13 protein-coding genes are annotated in these 18957 nt (G+C 72.3%); 8 read left to right on the top strand and 5 right to left on the bottom strand.

Annotated features, from left to right (window positions below; all coding sequences use genetic code 11):
* Positions 1 to 106: 106 nt before the first annotated feature.
* Genes B6G06_RS00260 through serS form a run of 3 tightly spaced genes read right to left on the bottom strand, consistent with a single transcriptional unit; the run spans position 107 to position 4049 of the window.
* Positions 107 to 1603, bottom strand: a complete 1497-nt coding sequence (locus tag B6G06_RS00260) for an ABC transporter substrate-binding protein (protein ID WP_158082818.1) — start codon at positions 1601 to 1603, stop codon at positions 107 to 109.
* A 32-nt stretch (positions 1604 to 1635) separates the two neighbouring features.
* Positions 1636 to 2775 carry an HAD family hydrolase gene (locus tag B6G06_RS00255; protein WP_081170366.1) on the bottom strand — a complete coding sequence of 380 codons (1140 nt, stop codon included), beginning with the start codon at positions 2773 to 2775 and terminating at the stop codon, positions 1636 to 1638.
* Entirely contained in the window at positions 2772 to 4049 is a 1278-nt protein-coding gene (gene serS / locus B6G06_RS00250; protein ID WP_080462349.1) for a serine--tRNA ligase, read from the bottom strand. Before serS ends, B6G06_RS00255 begins: the two co-directional genes overlap by 4 nt.
* A gap of 322 nt (positions 4050 to 4371) precedes the next feature.
* Here serS and B6G06_RS00245 point away from each other — a divergent pair, with 322 nt between their 5' ends.
* Complete coding sequence (locus B6G06_RS00245; protein ID WP_080462348.1) at positions 4372 to 5319, top strand: LysR substrate-binding domain-containing protein; 948 nt, start codon at positions 4372 to 4374, stop codon at positions 5317 to 5319.
* Between the two features lie 28 nt (positions 5320 to 5347).
* Positions 5348 to 6316, top strand: coding sequence for a diacylglycerol/lipid kinase family protein (locus B6G06_RS00240; RefSeq protein WP_080462347.1), 969 nt, complete (start codon positions 5348 to 5350; stop codon positions 6314 to 6316).
* A 12-nt stretch (positions 6317 to 6328) separates the two neighbouring features.
* Here B6G06_RS00240 and pheA read toward each other — a convergent pair whose 3' ends face one another.
* Complete coding sequence (pheA, locus tag B6G06_RS00235; protein ID WP_080462346.1) at positions 6329 to 7264, bottom strand: prephenate dehydratase; 936 nt, start codon at positions 7262 to 7264, stop codon at positions 6329 to 6331.
* Positions 7265 to 7482: 218 nt separating this feature from the next.
* Between pheA and B6G06_RS00230 the strand changes: the two genes are divergently transcribed.
* Entirely contained in the window at positions 7483 to 10236 is a 2754-nt protein-coding gene (locus B6G06_RS00230; RefSeq protein WP_081170364.1) for a hypothetical protein, read from the top strand.
* A gap of 97 nt (positions 10237 to 10333) precedes the next feature.
* On the top strand, positions 10334 to 12589 hold the full coding sequence (locus tag B6G06_RS10585) for a hypothetical protein (RefSeq protein ID WP_125898859.1): 2256 nt from the start codon (positions 10334 to 10336) through the stop codon (positions 12587 to 12589).
* A 53-nt stretch (positions 12590 to 12642) separates the two neighbouring features.
* On the opposite strand, the gene B6G06_RS00220 is transcribed toward B6G06_RS10585, so the two are convergent.
* Positions 12643 to 13536: a glycosyltransferase gene (locus tag B6G06_RS00220; RefSeq protein ID WP_081170360.1), complete on the bottom strand. Its 894-nt coding sequence runs from the start codon at positions 13534 to 13536 to the stop codon at positions 12643 to 12645.
* Positions 13537 to 14325: 789 nt separating this feature from the next.
* Between B6G06_RS00220 and B6G06_RS00215 the strand changes: the two genes are divergently transcribed.
* The 4 genes from B6G06_RS00215 (at position 14326) to B6G06_RS00200 (ending at position 18864) form a co-directional block, all read left to right on the top strand.
* Complete coding sequence (locus B6G06_RS00215; RefSeq protein ID WP_081170358.1) at positions 14326 to 15168, top strand: sensor histidine kinase; 843 nt, start codon at positions 14326 to 14328, stop codon at positions 15166 to 15168.
* Positions 15165 to 15875 (top strand): response regulator transcription factor, encoded by a 711-nt coding sequence (locus B6G06_RS00210; RefSeq protein ID WP_081170356.1) that lies wholly within the window; start codon positions 15165 to 15167, stop codon positions 15873 to 15875. Before B6G06_RS00215 ends, B6G06_RS00210 begins: the two co-directional genes overlap by 4 nt.
* Before the next feature lie 130 nt (positions 15876 to 16005).
* Positions 16006 to 17058 carry an ABC transporter substrate-binding protein gene (locus B6G06_RS00205; protein ID WP_081170353.1) on the top strand — a complete coding sequence of 351 codons (1053 nt, stop codon included), beginning with the start codon at positions 16006 to 16008 and terminating at the stop codon, positions 17056 to 17058.
* Positions 17059 to 17091: 33 nt separating this feature from the next.
* Entirely contained in the window at positions 17092 to 18864 is a 1773-nt protein-coding gene (locus B6G06_RS00200; RefSeq protein WP_080462339.1) for an ABC transporter permease, read from the top strand.
* The last annotated feature ends 93 nt before the right edge of the window (positions 18865 to 18957 follow it).

Here is an 18957-nt window from a genome sequence, read left to right as displayed (position 1 = left end):
TCGCCCCAGTGCGCATGGGCGGGAGCGGACGCGGCGGAGCGCCCTCGCCGCCCATGCCTGATGCAGCGCAGGCTACCAGTCGGCGGGGCCAGCCCACCCGATGGGCTCACCTGGTGGGCCAGGCCCTCTCCGCCTGGGCGAGGGCAGCCTCGGAGTCCAAGGATCCCGCGGCCCAGGAGGCCAGTGCCCTCCACAGCGCGTGCACGCCGACCTCGGGGGGCATGCCGTCAGAGGCATCCATGCGGATGAGGGAGTAACGCGACTGGAGCATCTCGGTGGCCCGCCGCCCCACGCGCGAACTGATGGAAGAGGCGTCCACACGCTGGTTGGCGGTGGCCACCCCGCCGAGCGCGGCCCTCGTCTGCGCCCACTCGGCGCTGGTCATGTACTCGGCCAGCGCCTGCGCACCCGGGCCGTCGGAGAAGGAGACGAGGTAGTCGCCGCCCACGAGGACGGGAGTCTCATCATCCGAGGCGCTGGGCACGAGGAAGGCGTCGAGGTCGGCGCCGCCGTCGGGCAGGAGGGTCTCGAAGGAACTCGAGGCGTGGACCATGTAGCAGCGGCCCTCGGCCAGAGCGGTGGCGGCATCCTCCAGGGTCATGGCCGAGGCGCCCGCCCGTCCGCCGAGCACATGCCCGTCGGCGAGGACGAGGGAGGCCACCGAGTCCAGGGCGCGCACGACGGCGGAGTCGTTGAGCGGCACCCTGTGCGCCCCCCAGGCGTCATAGGCGCCCGGGCCCTGGGTGGCCAGGATCGCATCCTCCAGCCAGTCCGTGACCGTCCAGCCACTCGTGGGGCCGTCGGCCACCGGCAGGCACCAGGGCACCGGATGCTCGGCGCTGGCCCCGGGACTGGCGCTCGGGGAGGCCTGCGCGGCGGCCTCACCACTCGGAAGGGCGCTCGCGCTCGCCGTCGCTCTGGCCGTGGCGCCCGGGCCCGCAGCCATCTTCTTCGTGAGGGACTCCAATTCTGCCCAGGTGGTGGGCACCTTGTAACCGGCCCTGAAGAAGGCCGCCGGCGAGTACCAGATGAAGGACTTCACGGCGGCCATGAGGGGCGCGGCGTAGAGCGTGCCGTTGTAGGTCCCGGCATCGCCCCAGGTGCGCTCCCATCCGCGCTCCACGTTCGCCCCGACCTGGTTGGACAGGGCCACCAGCCGACCATCGGAGACGAGCTCGGAGACGATACTCGCCTGGGGGACGATCGCGAGATCACCGTGGCGCCCGGCGCACAGGTCCTCCTCGAGCATGTCGGAGCCGGTGTGGACGACGCTGATGCCGGTGCAGGTGGTGAAGGCCTCCAGGGAGGCCTCCAGGCGCTGCGCCTCGACGCCCGTCAGCGGGGAGGTGAGCGTGAGGGAGGTGCCCCGCAGCGCAGGATCCGCCTTGCAGCCGGGCGCACCGCCGGCCTGAGCACCGCTGACGCCCTTGGGCGCGCAGCCGGCCAGAGCGGCGCCGACCAGGGCGCGCGCCGTCACCGCCCCCATGGCTCGGCGCGAGGGGCGGGGAAGCACCGGGCCACCGCCGGAGCCGGCGGCGCCGGTCACGATGCCGGCGCCTCTGGCGCGCCGGACGGGATTGGGACGGCGGATGACGGGGCTCATCAGGGCTCTTCTCTCTCGGCGGCCCGCAGGGATCAAGTGGTCAGAAGATCGACGAGGGCATCGAGGACCGCAGCACATCCATCATGCCAGACCGACTCGGTGATGATGTCGGCGCTGGCCTTGACGGAGTCGGGAGCCGAGCCCATGGCCACGCCGAGGCCCGCCCAGCGGAGCATCTCGATGTCATTGGTGCCGTCCCCCACGGCCACCACCTGGGAGGCGTCGGTGCCCAGACGAGCGGCCAGGCCCGCGAGCGCCGTCGCCTTCGAGACTCCCTCGGGGGCGACGTCGAGCCAGGAGGTCCAGCCGATCGAGTACTCCTCGACGGTCGAGGAGCCCGTGGAGCGCACGAGACCGCTGAACTCCTCCAGGCTCATGGCCGGTGCGCGCAGCACCACGCGGTTGACCGGCCGGGAGACAATCTCCTCGTAGCTGACGACGCGCTGGTCCTCGATGAGCTCGCCGTCGGGGAAGAGCCGGGTGACGAGGAAGCCCTCATCGGGGACCTCAACGGCGAAGATGCCCTCCGGGATGGCCCGGCGCAACGTGGAGATGACGTGCGCGGGATCGAAGGTCACCGAGTCGACGACCTCGTGCCCGCGCTCCAGGCCGGGGTCCAGGCGCAGCGTGAGAGCGCCGTTGGCGCAGACCATCCAGCCGTGGCGGACGCCGATATGGCGGGCCACCGGCAGCGAAGCGCTGACGCTGCGCCCCGTGGACACGACGATCCGGGCGCCGGCGGCGTCCAGACGGGACAGCGCGGCGTGGACGCGATCGGAGACGCGCCCGTCGCGGTCGAGGATGGTGCCATCGACGTCGAGGGCGACGATGAGCCCGGGTCCCAGGGCCGGGCAAAAGCCCGGGGCGCCCGGGGCGGCGGTCCCAGCCGGTCCGGCCTGGGCGGCCGGGCCCGCGGCGTCGAGGATCGGGGCGATGGCCTCGGCCCGGTTGGCGACGAGGCGGGCGTAGGCGTCGTCATCCAGGGGGCGGGCCCCGGCGGGTCCCGGGTAATGGGTGGCTCCGCCGAGGCTGAGGGCCGGGGCGGAGTCGGGGTCGAAGTCCGTCAGCGGCGCGCCCGAGGGGCGCACCTCATCGGCCGCCCCCCACCGTTCACCCGGGCCGGGCACCTCTGCCGCCCCCGCCTCGGGGCGACGCGACCGGTCCAGGCTCATCGCTCGACGGGCTCGATGACCTCGAGGCCGCCCATGTAGGGGCGCAGGCCCTCGGGGACGACGACGGCACCGTCGGCGCGCTGCTGGTTCTCCAGGATCGCCACCATCCAGCGGGTGGTGGCCAGGGTGCCGTTGAGCGTGGCCACCGGCGCGGTGCCGCCCTCGCGCCGCTCGCGGATGCCCAGGCGCCGGGCCTGGAAGGTGGTGCAGTTGGAGGTGGAGGTGACCTCCATCCAGCGCTCCTGGGTGGGCAGCCAGGCCTCGCAGTCGAACTTCCGGGCGGCCGAGCTGCCCAGGTCCCCGGCGGCGGTATCGATGACCCGGTAGGGCAGGCCGACCAGTGCCAACATCTCCTCCTCCATGGCCAGGAGGCGGGCGTGCTCCGCCTCGGCGTCCTCGGGGCGGCAGTAGGAGAACATCTCGGCCTTGTTGAACTGGTGGACGCGGATGATGCCGCGGGTGTCCTTGCCGGCGGCGCCGGCCTCGCGCCGGTAACAGGTGGACCAGCCGAGGTAGCGCTTGGGGCCGGCGGTCAGGTCGAGGATCTCATCGGTGTGGTAGCCGGCCAGGGCCACCTCGGAGGTGCCGGTCAGGTAGAGGTCATCCGCCGGGAGGTAGTAGATCTCGTCGCTATGGGCGCCGAGGAACCCGGTACCGCCCATGATGGCGGGAGATACGAGGGTCGGCGTCGTCATGGGGGTGAAGCCGTGGCGATCGGCCAGGTCGAGGGCGGCGGTCATGAGCGCGAGCTCCAGGCGCATGCCGGCGCCCTTGAGGTAGTAGAAGCGGGCGCCGGAGACCTTCGCGCCGCGGCGCGTGTCGATGATGCCCAGGCCCTCGCCCAGGGCGAGATGGTCGGCGGGGGTGAAGCCCTCGGCAGCAAAGTCGCGCGGTTCGCCGCCCCCGTGGCGCAGGAGGACGTAGTCCTCCTCGCCCCCGGTGGGGGCGCCGGCGATGAGGTTAGGGAACTGGCGGGCGAGATCGTCGAGCTCGGCGGCGGCGCCATTCGCGGCGGCCTCGGCGGCCCTGACCCGCTCGGCGAGCTCCTTGGCGCTGGCCAGAGCGGCATCGCGCTCGGCCCCCGGGGAGGCCTTGCCGATCGACTTGGACACGCTCCTCTGCTCGGCCCGCAGGGCCTCGAAGGCGCCCAGGAGGCAACGGCGGGACTCGTCAGCGGCGATGATGCGCTCGACGAGGCCGACGTCGGCGCCGCGGGCGCGCTGGCTGGCGCGGTACGGCTCTGGGTTCTCACGGAGCTCGCGCAGATCGATCATGAGGCCGAGTGTAGCCAGCGGCCGGGCCGGGGCGCGCCGTCGAGGCCGCGCGCGGCGGAGGGCCGGCAGCGGTGGCGGTCACCCGCGCAATGACCATTGATCACGCAGACACTCCGGAGCTCCTTAGAAAACTTCTGCATTCATTGGATAAGCGCCTATAGTGAGGCCAATAGCGGCTCCACCTGCGAGCTCACCTGACCAATGCGGCTGCCCTGGGCCGCCCGACTCCTCACGCGGCCCGTCCCTGCGCGGACGAGCGCATCCCGCATCCCTCCATCCTCCCGACCCGATACACACCCCCATCCTCACCCCAGGAATCGCTATGCCCTCCTCCTCGCTGCCCTCCTTCTCGCAGTTGCGCGCCTTCGTCGCGCTGTGCGACCACCAGCACTTCGGTGAGGCCGCTGCCACCCTCGGTGTCTCCCAGCCCAGCCTCTCGCAGGCGATCACCGCCCTGGAGAAGCGTGTGGGCGGGGAGCTCGTCGAGCGCACCACGCGGCGCGTGCTCGTCACCCCTCTCGGCGAGACCCTGCTGTCCTACGCCCGTGAGGCGGTCCTCGCGGCGGAGGCCTTCTCCGACGCCGTCATGAACCAGGGAGAGGCCCTGACCGGGGCGCTACGGCTGGGGATCATCCCGACCCTCGCCCCCTATGCCGCGCCCGTCCTGCTCGACGGCCTGCGCGAGAACCGCCCGCGGCTCCAGCCCGATATGCGCGAAATGGTCACCGGGGACATCCTGGACATGCTGGGCCAGGGCCGCCTCGATGCCGCCATCATCGCCGTCGACTCCGACACCCCCCGCATCACCGCAGTGCCGATGTTCGATGAGCCGCTCATCATCCTCACCGCCGCCGACCACCCCTGGGCGGGCCGCGAGGACATCACCCCCGAGAATCTCGATGACGAGAACCTCCTCCTCCTCGACGAGGGCAACTGCCTGCGCGACCAGACGCTCGCCCTGTGCCAGCGCTACGGCAACCGTCCCCCGATCGCGGTGGCCACGACGCTGTCGACGGTCATGCGGATGGTGGCGCACGGGGTGGGCATCACCGTCATCCCCGAGGGCGCGCTGAGCATGCTCAGCAGTGCGGACGCCCACGGCGTGGCCCACTTCGCCGCTCCCACGCCGGTGCGCCATATCGCCCTGGTCCACCGGGCCTCATCCTCGCGCACCGAGGATTTCGCCCAGCTCGCCGCAATCGGCACCGATCTCATGCGGTCCACCGGGCTGCCGGTCCTGGAGCCGACTCCGATCGCCGAGGCCGCCTGAGCCGGCCTCCTGAGCAGATCGCGGCCGAATGGGCGGGCTGGCCTGCGTCGTCATCAACCCCTCCAAGCGGAGGGCGACGCCGCGCCTGCGCGCCGCCCTCGCCGCCGAGCTGCGCGCCGCGGGGTGGGCGCGCGTCGACTGGGCGGACACAGCCCCCGAACAGCACGGGGCGCGCCAAGCCGCCAGAGCCGTGGAGGCCGGCGCGGGGCTGGTCATCGCCGTCGGCGGGGATGGGACCGCACGCGCCGTGGCCGACGGCATCGCCCGGGCCGGCGGCCCTCGCAGCGGGGTGGAGCTCGGCATCATCCCACTCGGCACGGCGAACCTCGCGGCCCGCGGCCTCGGCCTGCCGTTGCGCCGCTGGCCCGCACTGCGCCTGGCGGCGGGCACGGCGGCGCACCGGTTAGCGCCGATCGACCTTCTGCGGGTGAGCACGGAGGCGCTCGAGGCCGCCGGGGCGCCTCCTGAGCCCTGCCTGGTGGTCACCGGGATCGGATTCGACGCCCGGCTCGTGGCCGCCACCCGCGCCGGGCTCAAGCGCCGCACCGGCTGGGGGGCCTACGCGATCGCCGCCGCGCGGAGCCTGAGGTCGCCGCGCCTGCCAATGCGCATAGCCGTCGACGGCGGGACCCCGGAGGAGGCTCGCGCCCGCTGCCTGCTCATCGCGAACTCAGGTCGACTGCCCGCCGGGATCCGTCTGCTGCCGGGCGCCCGCATGGACGACGGCGTGCTCGACGTGGCCGCGATCGACGTCAGGCACGGCCTGGTCGGCTGGGCCTCACTCGCCCGCCAGGTCCTGCCGCCCGCGCCCGCCCGCTACTCGCCGCCCGGACGGGGAGCAGCGGACGTGCGGTTGGCCCGCGGGCGCGAGGCGGTGGTGAACCTGGTCGAGCCCGCCCCGCTGGAGATCGACGGCGAGATCCTCGCCCCGGCCAGGTGGGCGCGCGTGCGCGTCGAGTCCGGCGCCGTCGCCGTCCGGGTGCCGCGGACGGGGTGAGCGCGGGTCCGGCTAGAGCGTGCGGCCGGCGAGGACGTCGGCCACCCAGGCGCGCGCCACGGTGAAGTCCTTGTCGCTCGTGCCGGCGCTGACCACCACCGGACGGCCGTCGAGCCGGGGGTAGGAGCCGAGGAAGCGGACCATGGGGCAGGTCCGGTGCAGGCCGATGAAGGCGGCCTGGACGCGCTCCTCGCGGATATGCCCCTCGATATCGATGCTGAAGCGGTAGCGGCCCAGGGAGTCGCCCACGGGGCGGGACTCGATGCGCGAGAGGTTGACCCCGCGGGCGCTGAACTGCTCGAGCATGTCGAGCAGGGCGCCGGCGCGGTCGTGCGGGAGCTGGACCATGAGCGTCGTCTTGTCCGCGCCGGTCGGCTCGCAGACCCGCCCGGGCCGGGAGATCACGACGAAGCGGGTGACGGCATCGGGGTTGTCCGCCACACCGCCGGCGATCACATCCAGGCCGTACTGCTGGGCGGCCAGCGGGTTGCACAGGACCGCCTGGAAGCCGGTCTCGGAGCCCTCGGCGAGCGCCTTGGCGGGGGCGGAGGTGGAGGTGGAGGCCACGTAGACGGCGTCGGGGAGGTTGGCGTGGGCCCAGCCGCGGCACTGCGCCCAGGCGTGGGGGTGGGTGGAGACGGCGCGCACGTCCTCCAGGCGGGTACCGGCGCGACCGGCGAGCACGAAGGTGATGGGGATGGCCACCTCGGCGGTGATGACCAGCGGGGAGGAGGCGATGAGGTTGTCGATCGTGGCGTTGACTCCGCCCTCGACCGAGTTCTCGATGGGGACGACGGCGGAGGCGGCCTCGCGCTCGCGCACCCGGTCCAGGGCGGTGGGCACATCGGGGCAGGGCTCGACGTCGACGGCCGCGGGCGCGACGGCGCGCAGGGCCATCTCACTGAAGGTGCCGGCGGGACCGAGGAAGGACCAGACAGGAGCGCTCATGGGCCCGAGGGTATCCGCGCCCGTCGCGACACGCCGCAGCCGTCCGCGAGACCGGTCGAAAATAGGAGCGAGACCGGTCCGTGGACCGGTCTCGCTCCTATTTTCGACCGGTCTCGCCAAGAGGGTGGGAGCAACCCCAGAATGCGGACTCACCGTACGTCAGGGGCGGACTCATGCAAGGATGCGATCTACCTCACCCTCGATCTCAAAGGCGCATCATGAGTGATGAATCCACGGTTCCAGATGATCAGCCCCCCTCCGGCCCCACCGCGGCCGAGGCGCAGCCCCCGGATTCAACAGCACCGCCCCAGCCCGCCCCCGAGCTCCGGCCACTCGCCGAGCAGCCCCGCCCCACTTCCGGCACCGCCTACGCGGGCCAGCCGGTCGCGGCCCAGGGGCTCCCCGGCCAGCCGGCCTTTCAGGCGCCGCCGAGCATCGTGTCGCAGGCGCTATCGCCGCTGGGCCGTGCGCCCGCGCAGATCTCCTTCCTGCTGACCCTCGCGGCGGTGCTCGGCACAGCGCTCATCTCCGCGATCCTCATCCTCGTGGCCATCACATCCTCCACGGACAAGGCGCCATCGGGAATCCCGCTGCTCCTCGTCGCCATGGGCTACAGCCTGGGCGGCCATCTGACCGGCGGCATCGACGAGGGCTCGCACGGATCGGTATCCATCGGGGCGTCCATGCTCCCCCTGGGCACACTCGCAGCGGCGGCGACGACGGTCTACTTCCTCGCGCGCCGCCGCGCGCGCCAGGACGAATCCTGGGGGCCGTTCGGCGCCGTCGCCCTGCGCGCGGCCCTGGAAGCACTAGCCACCGCCATCGTCGCCTGCCTCCTGACCGGCATCGTCTCCCTGTCCGGCGACGGCATGAGCCGCGGCCTGGAGAAGGGCGAGATCCATGCCTCGCCGGTGTGGATCCTCCTCAGCGTCTGGGTCCTCGTCTTCGGCGCACTGACGGCCGCGCGCGCTGGTAGCGCCTTGCTGGCGCGCGCCCCCGAGGCCATCCAGCAGCTGGTCCGCGAGCTCGGCGGGCTCGCCTGGGCTGTCGGCGTCGTCCTCGGCCCCGTCGTCGTACTGGGCGCCATCGTGGGCGCCGCGCTCAAGGACGCCGCCCCTGCGATCCTCGTCATCCCCGTCTACCTCGGCAACCTGCTCGTCTACGCGCTCAGCCTGGGCACGCTCGGCGGAGTGTCGCTCTCGACGGACTTGCGCAACGCCTTGGACATATTCGAGGACATGCCGGTCGACGCCGGGACGACGATCCTGGCCTGGGATGCGCTGGGGGGCTGGTCGGCCCTGCTGTTCCTGGCGATCCTGGTGCTCCTGGTGGTGGCCGCGGCGCGCATCGGCACGCGCCGCCAGCGCCTGGCCGCACCCTCCTTCGAGCGCGTCTGGCAGATGCCGGTCGCGGCTCTCGTCCTCGCCGTCGTGGCGCTCCACCTGCTGGTTCCTCTGAGGGTTCATATCGGCATCTCCGTGGCACGGTTGGCGTCCAGCAGCGCGGGTTTCTCCCTCGGCGCATCGTGGTGGTCCTCCCTCGCACTCGCGCTCATCCTGCTGGTGATCTCCTTGCTCGCCGAGTACATCCCCGGCCTGCTCCACGCTCATGCGGGCCCGCTGCTGCGCCTCATCGGTGGCGGCACCGCTGTCGACCGCTGGATTACGGGCCTGCCGACCACCGGAGCGCTCCCGATGGCATCCGACCAGTTCGCGCCAGCGCCGGCCATCTCGACCAGTCCGATCGCCTCCGCTGATCCCACCGCGGCAACGCCTCCACCGCCGGAGGTGCCCGCGGTCAGTCCCGGTACAGGGGCTTTCCCGCTCAGCGCGCCCGGCACCGGCGCCCTCCCGCTCGCTGCCCCGGCCACAGGATCATTCCCCGCAGGCGCGACTCTCGCCGCGGGCGGCACGGCATCCGCGTCGGCCATCCCGCCCCTCATGAGCCCCCAGGCGCGCCGCCACCTCAAACTGGCCACGGCCGCCGTCGTCGCCTGCCTCGCGCTCCTCATGGGCGTCTTCATCGCCGTCGAGGTGCTCAACTCCCAGCGCACGCCCAAGAAGGAGGTCGAGAAGTACCTCGATCTCGTGGCCGCCGGGAAGGCCTCCGAGGCGACGGCCATGGTGGACCCAGGAGTGCCGAACGATCAGCGCGCGCTCCTGACGGACTCGGCCATGTCCGCGACGACATCGCGGATCACCGTGGTCGACGTCGAGGAGAAAGGAAGGGGAAACGACAAGAAGCGGGTCGAGGCCACCCTGTCCCTCAATGGCAAGCAGATCACCCAGATCTTCACCGTGTCCTCCGAGGACAAGTCCTTCGGCCTGCTCAACAACTGGAAGGTGGAGACCTCGCTGGCCATGCCCGTCCAGCTGTCCTCCGAGTCATTGGGAGGCCTCAGCGTGGGCGGCACCGAGGTCACTCTGGAGAACCCGGGCAAGGGCTCGAAGGGACTGACGTCCTCGGAGCGCACCGGCGGAACCGCCACCCAGTACATGTACCCCGGCATCTACCCCATCACCAGCACGTCGGCGACCTCCGCCTATGTCACCACTGACGAATCCTCGGTCACGGTCCTGCCCGGCGACGGCGGCGCCTCAGGGATCCTTCTCGCCGTCGAGGGCAAGCCGACCGAGGAGCTCAAGCAGTACGTCCTGACCAAGATCAACGAGAAGGCCGCGAGCTGCGTGACGCCGCCGACCAATACCGACAGCTTCTGCCCCTACGAGCTGCGGGCCACGGATCTGGCGTCGCTCTCAGTGACAACTCCGGCGAGCACGGTGACCATGGACAACACCTCCATCTTCAAGAGCGGGACGATCGTCTTCACCTACCGGAAGAAGCCCTCCACGTGGAACAAGAACCCGAAGGACCAGACGGTGAAGTACGCCTTCTCCGGGACGGTCGAACTGTCGGGGAGCGGCGACCCGGAGGTGGCCGTCACCAGGGCGGCCCACTCCTACGTCTTCTGACTCCGCCCCACCGCCCCCGAACCGGTCTCGACCCTCATTTCGACCGGTCTCGATACTGGTTTCGACCGGTCTCGCGCGGGGGCCGTAGGCTTCTCGAGTGAGCAGACGACGGCGGAACCCCCAGCAGCGCTTCGCGCGCGCAGTGGTCTACGGCATCATCCTGCTCACCATCCTCGGGATGATCCTGACGATGGTCGGCATGGCCACCACCGCCTTCGCCCAGGCCCCGGCGACGGCGCCCCCCGCCGCCCGGCAGGACGGGGGAACCGCTGCGCCCGCCCCCATCGTGGTACTGGGGACCCGCGATCTGAGCTGGGGAGGCCTTCGCGAGATCGCGGGCTCCTCTTCCCCCGCCGCCGGCGATGCCGGCTCCCTCCTCGACGCCGCGAGCAGCGGCGAGCCCGTCAATGTCGTCGTGCGCTCGGCGAACCCGGCCACCTGCCCGGCCGACGGCTGGATGACCCTCGGCGCCGGGTCCCGCGCCCGCGCCCTGCCCCCCGGCGCCGCATCCGCCCCGACCACCCCCGCCTGCCTGGACGCCCCTGACGCGGCATCCGCCCTGGCCACCTCCAGAGACTCCGGCTACGAGGCCCGCCCCGGGGCGCTGGCCATTGCCCTGGCGGAGGCCGGCGTGCCCGCCACCGCCATCGGGGATACCGCCTCCCTCGCACTGGCCGCCGAGGGCGGGGCCGCAACGACCGGCGACAGCCTCGAGGACCTCCTGGCCTCCAGCCCCAGCGGGCTGGCCCTCGTCGACACCGCCGCCGGGGCCGCCACCGCCGAGCAGCGGGTGACGACCCTGGCGCGGGCCCACGAGGCGGTCCTGGCCGCGATGCCGCAGGCGAGGGTCGTCATCGTCTCCGTTGCCGACGCCGAGGGTCCCAGCCCGCAGATCGGCATCCTGCCCGCGGGCACCACCTCCCCGCGGGGCCGTGACGGCGGGCTGCTCGTCGGCGAGTCCACCCACCAGGCAGGACTCATCCAACTCACCGACCTCGCCCCCACGATCCTCGCCGCGCTCACCGGGAGCCCCCACCCGGGCGGCGCCTCCGCGCGGATGACCGGCAGCGCCCTCGCCCTGCCCGATTCCCCTCCCTCGGCCGCGAGCGCGGAGCCGGGGGCTACCGATTCCGCGGACCCCAGCGCCGTGGAGGCGCTCGCCGACGACGCCCTGCGCGCCCGCGCCTCCCACCTGACCACGATCCCGTCCGCTCTGCTCCTCATCGCCGCCTCCGGGATGCTCGCGCTCACGGCAGCCCTCGCCCTGCGGCGCGCGCGCCCGCCGCGCGCACTGATCGCTCTGCGCGGAGCCGCGCTGACGACCTCGTGCCTGCCGCTCGCCGCGCTCTTGTCCGGAGCCATTCCCTGGTGGCGCGCCGGGGCGTCGGCGGGCGAGCCCTCATCGGCCGCCGTGGCCGCTGCCGTCGCCTCGATCCTGGTCATCGGCGTCGCCCTCGTCGCCCTCGTCGCCCTCATCGCCCGGGCCGTGGGGCATCCCGTGGCGCTCGTCGCGGGGCTCACGTCGCTGGCTTGGCTGCTCGACGCCGCCCTCGGGGCGCCGCTGGCCTTCAACGGGACCCTGGGCATGGACGCCGTCGTCGCGGGCCGCTTCTACGGCATGTCCAACACCGGGTTCGCGATCGCCTCCGCCGCGCTCGTCATCGCAATCGCCGCGCTCCGAGTCCTCGCGCCCCCCGGCCGCGGCTGGGCCCTGGGGCTGGTGGCGCTCATGGGCGGTGGGGCCCTCGCGCTTGACGGCGCTCCCTGGCTCGGCGCCGACCTCGGAGGAGCGCTCACGCTCGCGCCCGTGCTCGTGGTGCTGGCCGTCGCCCTCGCCGCTCCACGGCTGGACCGACGCGGCCGACTGCGCGCCGGCCTGGGCGCCGGCGCGGGCATGCTGGTGGTCGGGGCGATCCTGGCGGCCCTCGACCTCGTGCGCCCGGCTGATCGGCGCACCCACCTGGGGCGCTTCGCGGCGGGCCTCGCCGACGGCTCGGCATGGGGCACGCTGGGGCGCAAGGCCGGGGCGCTCATCGCCCCTTTCCTCAGCAACGCACTCGCCCTGGCGACGCTGATGGCCGGGCTGGTCGCCGTCGTCGGCGCGGCCTGGTGGGGGGCCCGGGAGCACCGGGCGTGGCGCGAGGGGCAGTCCGCCTACCAGTGGCTCGTCACGGGTTCCGCCGCTCCGCGCTGGGTCGGAGCATCACTGGTGGGGCTGGGGGTGCTCGTCGTCGTCGAAACGCTGCTCAACGACTCGGGGCTGTCCATGGCCGTGATCTCAGCGGCGGCGGCGGCGCCCCTCATCCTTCGGGGGCTGCTGGCGGAGTCCCCGGGGCAGCGGCCTGAGCGATAGCCCGGGGCCTTCGCGATGCGCCCGGCCCGCACCCGACGGGTGTCTCGGGCCCTTCAATCCCGGGAGGCGGGGCGCGCCTCGGCGGGCGCCTGGCCGCCGGCGCCCTGCTCATCGACTGCCCCATCCGCCGGCGAGTCATCGGTGGCGGGCTTGACGGCCCGGAACGCCATGAAGGGCGCCTGCGCGCGGATCGCGCCCTCGTCCCGCGCATGAATCGGCACGCGCTGGCCGCGGAGCTTGCGCCGGGCGATGGCGTGGATGACGGCGCGGTACTGGGCGGCGCGGTGCAGCTTGCCCGCCATGTCATTCCCGGAGGCGCGGTGCTGGATGTCGCAGGGGACCTCGATGACGGTCAGGCCCGCGACGAGCACGTCGATGGTCATGCCGACCTCCACGCCCCAGCCCTCGGCGAAGGGCTGGGCGGCGTCGTAGGCGGCCCGGGTCAGGCAGCGCTGGCCGGACAGAGGGGCGATCGGCGCCCAGCCGGTGGTGGCGGCGATGGCGCGGCGAGCGGCGCGCACGACGCGGCCCCGCCCGCCGGCGCCCGCCGGCTTGGGCAGGACGGCGATGGACATGTCCGCTGCGCCGTCGAGGACCGGTGGAACCAGGTCGGCGCAGGCGGCAGCGGAGTCCCCGAGGTCGCCGTCGAGGAAGAGCAGGAGGCGGGTGGGGCCGTCCTCGTAGTCGCGCATGGCGACGACGCCCGCGCCGGTCTCCATGGCGGAGGCCTTGCCCCGGCTCACCGAGTGACGGACGGTGACGGCGCCGGCGCACCGCGCCGCGCTCTGAGTGGAGTCGCTGGATCCATCATCGACGACGACGACGAGGTCGACTCGCGGGATGGCGCGACAGGCGCGGACCGTGGCCGCAATACGGTCGGCCTCGTCCTTGGCGGGGATGACCACGGCGACTCGTTGATCGGCTCGTGGTGCGGAGGACGAACTCACGGGGCAAGCCTAGTCATGATCGGGGCTCCCGTGTGGGATCAGACGACCACCTCCTCGGGTCTCAGCTCGGCAACGGGCAGCGGCTCTGTTGCTGAAAGCTTGCGGATTCCATGCATTCGCCTAGGTGGCTTCCGCGGGCGGTGGAAACCGCCGCCGGAGCGTGGAAGCCTGGACGCAGGGTCCCGTCAACGGCGACGGGCTCCCCGTCCTCCCCCCATCTCTTCTCAGCGGGCCGCCCGCGTGTCGCGTGAGCACCCGCCGACAGCGCCGTCGGTTACGGGCATTGCCCCTCCAGGACCGGAGCTCAGGGCGGCCGGGCGCCGTCGGCATCAGCACAGGGCAGTGGCGCGGCGGGGGCGACGGGCGGCTCCGACCGGTCTCGTTGCTGTTTTCGACCGGTCTCGCGGGAGGGTAGGTGGCCGCCGCCGGGGCTTGCGAGCCTTCCGGCGGCGGCCACCTGGAGCTCCGCACCACTGGAGCCGACACATTAATGATAACGATTCTCGGATGAGATGTCACGTATCCGACCCGATCCCCTGCGAGGAGGAATCACGCCCAACCCCGACCAGCTCGCCCGCATCCGCACCGCACCCAGCTCCACCGCCCCCTTACTCCCGGCCCGCGCGCGCCGACGGATGCGCTCTGCCCTGACCGGATGCGCTCCCCTGACGGGTGCCGCCGGCACCGAGAGGAGCGGGCAGAGCGCACCGGTCGGTGTTCTTGGCACCTCTCGGCGCAGGACGCGCCCCTCGGCGCGGGTGCTCCCGGGCGAGGCGGCACAATGACCCCATGCCCAGCGCCTGGACCCCCGCGCTTCTGGCCGCCCTGTGCCTCGTCCTTGCCGCGGCCTGCGGCATCGCCGCCCGGCAGCGCCACCTCCTGCGCCTGGTGCGCCTGGACAACGCGCGCCTGCGCGCCACTGCCCAGGACCGAGCGACCCCGCGCGACGTCCTGGCGCACGAGATCCGCACGCCGCTAGCCCTCATAGGCGCCTCCGCCGAGCTCCTCGCCGAGGAAACCCCCGGGGAGCTCAACGAGGTGCAGCGGCGCTTCGTCCACACAATCCAGGACAACGCCCGCCAGGCCCAGCAGATGGCCGAGGACTTCCTCACCGAGGCCCGCCTGGGCCACGAGCTGTTCTCCCTGCGGCTGGCGCACGTGGAACTGCGCGGCCTCGTGCGCGAGCTCATCCAGGAGATGCGCCGCACGGCGAGCAATCCGATCCGACTGGAGGAGCGGGGCCGCCCCATCCGCGCGCACGCCGACCACCGCCTCCTGCGCCAAGCCATCGCCAACACAGTCACCAACGCCCTGCGCCACTCCCCCGAAGGCAGCGCCGTGACGGTGCGCGTCAGCGCCGAGGCCGAGGACGCACTCATCACCGTCATGGACGACGGCCCGGGCATGACCCCCCACGAGCGCAGCCAGGCCTTCGAGCCGTACGCAACAACCAACCCCCTGGCGGCCCCGGCGAGCCGGGGCGCGGGCCTGGGCATGCTCGTCACGCAGCGCATCATGGAGGCGCACGCGGGCAGCGTCCTCATCGACACGATCATGGCCAAGGGCACCGCCGTCTACCTCTCGCTCCCCCTGCGCCGCGGCACACCACCGAAGGAGGGCCAACCGTCGTGATCGCGCCCCCAACCCCGCCATCGCTGTCCGCGCTCGTCGTCGACGACGAGCCGCAGATGGTCTACATCATCACCTTCGCACTCGAGACCCAGGGCTTCAGCTGCCTGAGCGCCTCCAGCGCCGAGGAGGCCTGGACGATCCTGTCCGGTCAGGCCATCGACCTCGTCATCCTCGACGTCATGCTCCCCGGCGCCAACGGCGTGGACCTGTGCCGCCGCATCCGGGCAGCGGGGATCGGAGCGCCCGTCATCCTCCTGACGGCGCTGGGCGACGAGCTCGACCGGATCGCCGGACTCGAGGCCGGAGCCGATGACTACGTGGCCAAGCCCTTCTCGCCCCGGGAGCTCGCCCTCCGGGCCCGCGCGGTCACCCGGCGCACCGGGGCGGGCCCGGAGGCGATCGAGAACGGGCCCCTGCGGGTCTCCACGCTCACCGGGCGGGTCTCCTGGGCGGGGCGCTCGATCCCGCTGCCGGATACCGAGGCCAGACTGCTGGCGGCGCTGGCCCGCCGCCATGACACGGTCGTCACCTGGCAGGAGTTGCTCGGCGAGGTCTGGGGCACGAGCGACGACTCCGGGGGCAGGGAGATGGTGCGCACCACCGTCTACCGCCTGCGCCGTCACCTCCAGGCCCGGGGCATCGGCCCGCAGATCGTCATCTCCGCGCGCGGGCGCGGCTACCTCATGCCTCGGCTCGACGACGCGTGAAGCATGGCGGCACGCATAACAGCACTGTCACGATCCGTGACCGTCGAGGCATGGATCATGACCACGCCCACGGAACACGATGGATCCGATCGGCGCAATGAGGCGCCGCTGACGACAGAAAGGCACCCCCATGCGCTCCCCTCTCCGCCGCACCACCGCCGCTGCTCTGCTGACCGCGAGCCTCAGCCTCGCCGGATGCACGGGCACCACCGGCTCATCCTCCGGCGGCGACGGGGATGGCCCCATCACCATCGCCTGCGGCGCCATGGAGGACCTGTGCCAGGCCTGGACCAGTGCCTTCACCGCCGACACCGGCATCCAGTCCACCTATGTGCGCCTGTCTTCCGGTGAGACGGTGGCCCGTCTGGCCTCGGCCAAGGACAGCCCCGAGTTCGACGTATGGCACGGCGGCCCCGTCGACGGCTACGGGGAGGCCGCCAACCAGGGGCTCATCGAGGCCTACGCGTCACCCGAGGCCGAGAAGATCCCCGCCCAGTACAAGGACGCCGACGGCAACTGGACCGGCGTGTACATCGGCGCGCTCGGCTTCTGCTCCAACAAGGCCCAACTCGACAAGCTCGGGGTGGAGGTCCCCGACTCCTGGGGCGACCTCCTCGACCCCGCCCTCAAAGGCCAGGTCTCCACCGCCCACCCCTCGACCTCCGGCACCGCGTTCACCACCCTGTGGACGCAGGTCACCCGCCTGGGCGGCGAGGACGCCGGCCTGGACTATATGAAGAAGATGCACAACAACGTCCTCCAGTACTCCAAGTCGGGAACCGCCCCCGGGCAGATCGCCGGGCGCGGGGAGGTCGCCGTCGGGCTGGTCTTCTCCCACGACTGCGTGAAGTACCAGGAGGAGGGCATGAGCGACCTCGTCGTCTCCTTCCCCAAGGAGGGCACGGGCTATGAGGTCGGCGGTATCGCCCTGGTGGCGGGCTCGGAGCACAAGAGTTCGGCGCAGAAGTACATCGACTGGGCCATCTCCGCCAAGGCGCAGAACGTCGGGCGGACCGTGGGCTCCTACCAGGCGCTGACCAACCCGGAGGCCACCCCGAGCGATAAGAGCGTCGATCTGTCCACCCTCGCCCTGGTCGACTACGACTTCGCAGCGGCCGCCAAGGCGAAGTCGGAGCTCACCGCCCGCTTCGACGAGGAGATCGCCGCCGCCCCCAAGCAGTGACGGCGCGGTCGGCGTCTGCGTAAGGACATCACCATGACTGCCTTCCCCCTCCCCTCCTCCGGGGGCACCGCTCCCGCTGGCCCCGTCGCCCCTGCCTCCCGCGGCCAGGCACCGGCGGGGCGTCGGTCCCGCACCCGCGTCAAGCGGGACCCGGTGTCGATCGCGATCCTCGTCGTCGTCCTGGCCGCCCTCATCGCCCTGGTCCTCCTACCGCTGACCCGCGTCCTCGGCGAGGCCGTGTCCGGCAAGGGCATGGCCGTCCTGCGCAGCATCATCAGCTCGTCGACGAATCGCACCACGGTGCTCAACACGCTCCTGCTGGGAGTCGTCGTAGGCGCCATCGGGACACTCGTGGGCTTCCTCCTGGCCTATGTACAGGTGCGGGTGCGCTTCCGCGGTAAACGGCTCTTCCACCTCATCTGCCTGCTGCCCGTGGTCTCCCCGCCCTTCGCGGTGGCGACGGCGGCCATCACCCTGTTCGGGCGCAACGGCATCATCTCCACCCAGATGCTCGGCCAGAACTGGAACATCTACGGCCTGCGCGGCCTGACGCTCGTGCTCGTGCTGTCCTTCTTCCCGGTGGCCTACATGAACCTGGTGGGGATGCTGCGCAGCCTCGACCCGGCCATGGAGGAGGCGGCCGCCTCCCTCGGCGCCTCGCGCTGGACGGTGTTCCACACGGTCACCCTGCCGATGCTCGTGCCGGGCCTGGGCGCCTCCTTCCTCCTGCTGTTCACCGAGGCGATCGCGGACCTGGCCAACCCCCTGGTCATCGGCGGGGATTTCACGGTTCTGGCCTCGCGGGCCTACATCGCCATCACCGGCGAGTACAACACCGCCGCGGGCGCCGCCTACTCCCTCGTGCTGCTCGTGCCCTCGCTGCTCGTCTTCCTCGCGCAGCGGTACTGGTCCGGGCGCGCCTCCACGGTCACGGTGACCGGCAAGCCGGCCGGCTCCTTCAAGCTCCTGCGCGGAGCGTCCCGCGTGCCGCTGCTGGCGGTGAGCGGGGTGATCCTGGCGCTCGTGGTGGCCGTCTACGCCGCGGTCGTCGTCGGAGGCCTCGTGGAGATCCTGGGGGTCAACAACGCCTTCACCATGCGGCACTTCGACTACGTGCTCTCGGGCATCGGCAATGCCGCCATCGTCGGCACCACGGTCCTCGCGCTCCTGGCCACCCCGGTGGCGGGCCTGCTGGGGATGCTGGTGGCCTGGCTGGTCGTCGTGCGCATGAGGCGCGGCGCCGGGATCGTCGACTTCCTCGGGATGCTGGGACTGGCCGTTCCGGGCACGGTCATCGGCATCGGCTACCTCGTCACCTTCAACAAGCCGGTGGCGATGCTCGGCGCCAACATCATCCCGCCGCTGGCCGGGGGCGGGGCCGTCATGGGCGGTGTCCTGGCGATCGTCATGGTGTACACGGCGCGATCCATGCCCGCGGGCCAGCGCTCCGGCATCGCCTCCCTCCACCAGATCGACAAGGCGATCGACGAGGCCTCGACATCTCTGGGCGCCTCGGGGGCGCAGACCTTCCGGCGCATCACCCTGCCGCTCATCCGGCCGGCGTTCCTCACTGGCCTGGTCTACGCCTTCGCGCGCTCGATGACGACACTGTCCCCGATCATCTTCATCACGACGCCGCACACGAAGATCATGACCTCCCAGATCCTCGCGGAGGTCGACGCCGGACGCTTCGGCAACGCCTTCGCCTTCTGCACGATCCTCATCGTCATCGTCATGACCGTCATCGGCGGCCTCAACCTCCTCATGCGGGGCCGCGCCGGCCGCGCCCGCAGCGACGCCGGCTAGAACCGCCCACCGGCGCCGTCGGCGCTCATCCAGCCCTGACCGGACCTGACCTGCCCACTGACCGAGTACCAGCACCCGAATCCCCTACGAGCA

This window comes from Actinomyces gaoshouyii, from assembly GCF_002076915.1.
GTDB classification, from domain to species: Bacteria; Actinomycetota; Actinomycetes; order Actinomycetales; family Actinomycetaceae; genus Actinomyces; species Actinomyces gaoshouyii.
Note: the sequence above shows the minus strand (reverse complement) of the source record. Positions and strands in the feature narration are given on the sequence as shown.

Bases quoted from the DNA above. Each gene is read 5' to 3' on its own strand.
- B6G06_RS00245 (WP_080462348.1), top strand. From the start codon at position 4,372: ATGCCCTCCTCCTCGCTGCCCTCCTTCTCGCAGTTGCGCGCCTTCGTC.
- B6G06_RS00205 (WP_081170353.1), top strand. From the start codon at position 16,006: ATGCGCTCCCCTCTCCGCCGCACCACCGCCGCTGCTCTGCTGACCGCG.
- serS (WP_080462349.1), bottom strand. From the start codon at position 4,049: ATGATCGATCTGCGCGAGCTCCGTGAGAACCCAGAGCCGTACCGCGCC.
- B6G06_RS00200 (WP_080462339.1), top strand. From the start codon at position 17,092: ATGACTGCCTTCCCCCTCCCCTCCTCCGGGGGCACCGCTCCCGCTGGC.
- B6G06_RS00240 (WP_080462347.1), top strand. From the start codon at position 5,348: ATGGGCGGGCTGGCCTGCGTCGTCATCAACCCCTCCAAGCGGAGGGCG.
- B6G06_RS00260 (WP_158082818.1), bottom strand. From the start codon at position 1,603: ATGAGCCCCGTCATCCGCCGTCCCAATCCCGTCCGGCGCGCCAGAGGC.
- B6G06_RS00230 (WP_081170364.1), top strand. From the start codon at position 7,483: ATGAGTGATGAATCCACGGTTCCAGATGATCAGCCCCCCTCCGGCCCC.
- B6G06_RS00255 (WP_081170366.1), bottom strand. From the start codon at position 2,775: ATGAGCCTGGACCGGTCGCGTCGCCCCGAGGCGGGGGCGGCAGAGGTG.
- pheA (WP_080462346.1), bottom strand. From the start codon at position 7,264: ATGAGCGCTCCTGTCTGGTCCTTCCTCGGTCCCGCCGGCACCTTCAGT.
- B6G06_RS00215 (WP_081170358.1), top strand. From the start codon at position 14,326: ATGCCCAGCGCCTGGACCCCCGCGCTTCTGGCCGCCCTGTGCCTCGTC.